Source organism: Endozoicomonas sp. ONNA2, from assembly GCF_024606365.1.
Classification (GTDB): domain Bacteria; phylum Pseudomonadota; class Gammaproteobacteria; order Pseudomonadales; family Endozoicomonadaceae; genus Endozoicomonas.
The window spans coordinates 1-2762 of the sequence record NZ_JAHHPO010001164.1 but is presented as its reverse complement, the minus strand read 5'-3'; the positions used below and the strand labels follow the sequence as shown (position 1 = coordinate 2762).

Below are 2762 nucleotides of genomic sequence, written 5' to 3'. Positions count from 1 at the left end.
ATTAAATTGGTAAAATTCTTCCGGTGCAATCAAAACCTTACGGATTCAGGTAAAAGTAATGATATGGCTGCTTTGGAAATGATTGAAAATACTCTGAATCAGAGGCAAGAAGACCAGAAACATAGTGATTTCACCAATGTATTGGAATATATTCAGCTCGAAAAAAACATCAGATCGGACCGCTGGTACCAGTAACCCTGTCAGTGCAAAGACTCAGAGTGAACACTCAGGCCAGTATCCCATTCAGTCACTGGCCTTTTTTAGGCTTTAAACAACCGGTATCGGACTGACCACATCGGCGTTCTGTGCCCGATGCCGCAGGAAATGATCCATCAGGGTAATGGCCATCATCGCTTCAGCAATGGGTACGGCGCGAATACCTACGCAGGGATCATGGCGCCCTTTGGTGACGACCTCCACCGGCTCGCCCTGGCTATTTATCGACTGTCCCGGTGCGGTAATACTGGATGTTGGCTTCAGGGCAATATGAGCAATCAGGTCCTGCCCGGTGCTGATGCCACCGAGGGTGCCACCCGCATGGTTTGAGAGGAAGCCATCCGGGGTGATCTCATCCCGGTGCTCTGTGCCTTTCTGACGGACACTGGCAAATCCATCGCCTATTTCAACGCCTTTTACCGCATTAATACTCATCAGTGAATGGGCCAGTTCTGCATCAAGTCGGTCAAAAACCGGTTCACCAAGCCCCGGTGGCACACCGGTTGCCATGACGGAAATACGGGCGCCTACTGAGTTACCCTCTGCCCGCAGGCTGTTAATCAACGCTTCCATTTCCGGGACTTTGTCCGCGTCGGGCGAGAAGAACGGGTTGTTTCTCACTTCATCCCAGTCCAGCTTTTCGACCCGGATATCACCGATCCGGGACAACCAGCCGCGCACCTCAATACCCTTAGACTGCAGGTACTTGCGGGCTATAGCGCCGGCCGCCACGCGCATGGCCGTCTCCCTGGCGGAAGAACGGCCACCGCCGCGATAATCCCTAATACCGTATTTGTGGATGTAGGTGTAATCTGCATGACCGGGTCTGAACAGATCCTTGATATTGGCGTAATCCCGGGAGCGCTGATCCTGATTTTCAATGAACAGGCCGATGGGAGTCCCCGTGGTCACCCCTTCAAAAACGCCAGAAAGAATCCTGACCTGATCCGGCTCACGACGCTGGGTGGTGAATTTGGAGGTACCGGGTTTACGGCGGTCCAGGTCAACCTGAAGATCCGCTTCGGTTAATGGCAACCCCGGGGGACAACCGTCAACAATACAGCCCAGTGCCACACCGTGGGACTCCCCAAAGGTCGTGACCCTGAACAATTGTCCTATACTATTTCCTGCCATACTCAAGTGATCTCATTGTTATTTTCAGACAATTACAAAAATGGTTAAAAACTATTTACAGGGATTTCAGGCGATTCTTGAACAAAGACTGATATTTTCTGCAATCTTCAGCGGACAGAACCAGAACGCCATGACCGCCTTTTTCAAAATCAGGCCAGACAAACGGTACTTCCGGATATTCTTCCTGTAAAGCCCAGTGACTGTTACCCACTTCCAACACCAGTAGCCCCTGTTCATCCAGATAATCAGCAGCCTGGGCCAGAATGGCACGGGCAAAATCCAGCCCGTCATCGCCGGCGGCCAGGCCCAGCTCTGGTTCGTGGGTAAACTCTTCGGGCATATCGGACAGATCCTCAACATCCACATAGGGTGGATTACTCAAAATCAATTGATACCTGGGTCGCTCTGGCAAGGCATCCAGGAAGTCAAACAGATCCGACTTAATGGCCTGCACCCTGCCCCAGAGTTCGTGGCGATCAATATTGATATTGGCCACTTCCAGGGCGTCTTCAGAAATATCCAGCAGATCCACCTGGGATTCAGGAAAAGCATGGGCTGTTGCAATGCCAATACAGCCGGAACCGGAACACAGGTCAAGCACGCGACTGACTTCTACATCCCCCAGCCAGGGCTGGAACTGCTGGAGAATCAGTTCAGCAATGGGAGAACGGGGCACCAGAACCCGTTCATCCACATAAAATGGCATATCACAGAACCACGCCTGATTGACCAGATAGGCCAGGGGTTTACGACTGACCGCCCGCTCCTCAATCAGATTGGCCAGTTTTTCACGTTCCCGGAGGGTTAAACGACTGTCAAGATAGTGGTCGGGAAGATCCCAGGGCAGCTGCAATACCTGGAAAACCAGATGCAGGGACTCATCCAGCGCATTATCACTGCCATGACCAAAGAACAGACCCGCCTCACTAAAGCGGGTGGCTCCCCAGCGTACAAAGTCTCGTATAGACACCAGCCCTTCGCAGGACTCATTGGAACCTGTCACATTTGCTCCTTCGGATTCGAAATGCCCGGGATTTTCCCACTGAGCCGAACCCTTACTGCCTTATGGGCGGCTTAAAATAGCATATTCCATGCTCATGGGTAACGGCTGTTTAACCGTTAGCAGACAACCTGCGGTGACCATCAATCGGAGCGATACTACTCAATCATTTTCGGCTTATCATCATTCCAGCGGTTAAATCGTACTTTAACTGTGGACCCTGGCAGCAATTTGCTGCAGTACCTGGATTGAGTAAGAAAATCGAGGCAACCTCTGAACTATATAAAGAAATAATAATCAAAGAAATTTTCTGGAAATAACTTCCCTATTTTCATTGCCTGACACCGTTCGGACTGAAGCTTGTCGAAGTTCGGTGGCACGACCCTTCGACAAGCTCAGGGTGAACGGAAAT

Annotated in this window: 3 protein-coding genes; 1 reads left to right on the top strand and 2 read right to left on the bottom strand. The window is 51.1% G+C overall.

The window, feature by feature from the left end; translation table 11 throughout:
* The coding region (locus KDK14_RS20550) for a hypothetical protein (RefSeq protein WP_257267101.1) at positions 1 to 195 on the top strand (195 nt) is incomplete at its 5' end.
* A 72-nt stretch (positions 196 to 267) separates the two neighbouring features.
* Here the strand turns inward: KDK14_RS20550 and aroC are convergent.
* On the bottom strand, positions 268 to 1350 hold the full coding sequence (gene aroC / locus KDK14_RS20545; RefSeq protein WP_257267100.1) for a chorismate synthase: 1083 nt from the start codon (positions 1348 to 1350) through the stop codon (positions 268 to 270).
* Between the two features lie 55 nt (positions 1351 to 1405).
* On the bottom strand, positions 1406 to 2353 hold the full coding sequence (gene prmB, locus KDK14_RS20540; RefSeq protein WP_257267099.1) for a 50S ribosomal protein L3 N(5)-glutamine methyltransferase: 948 nt from the start codon (positions 2351 to 2353) through the stop codon (positions 1406 to 1408).
* Positions 2354 to 2762: the final 409 nt, after the last annotated feature.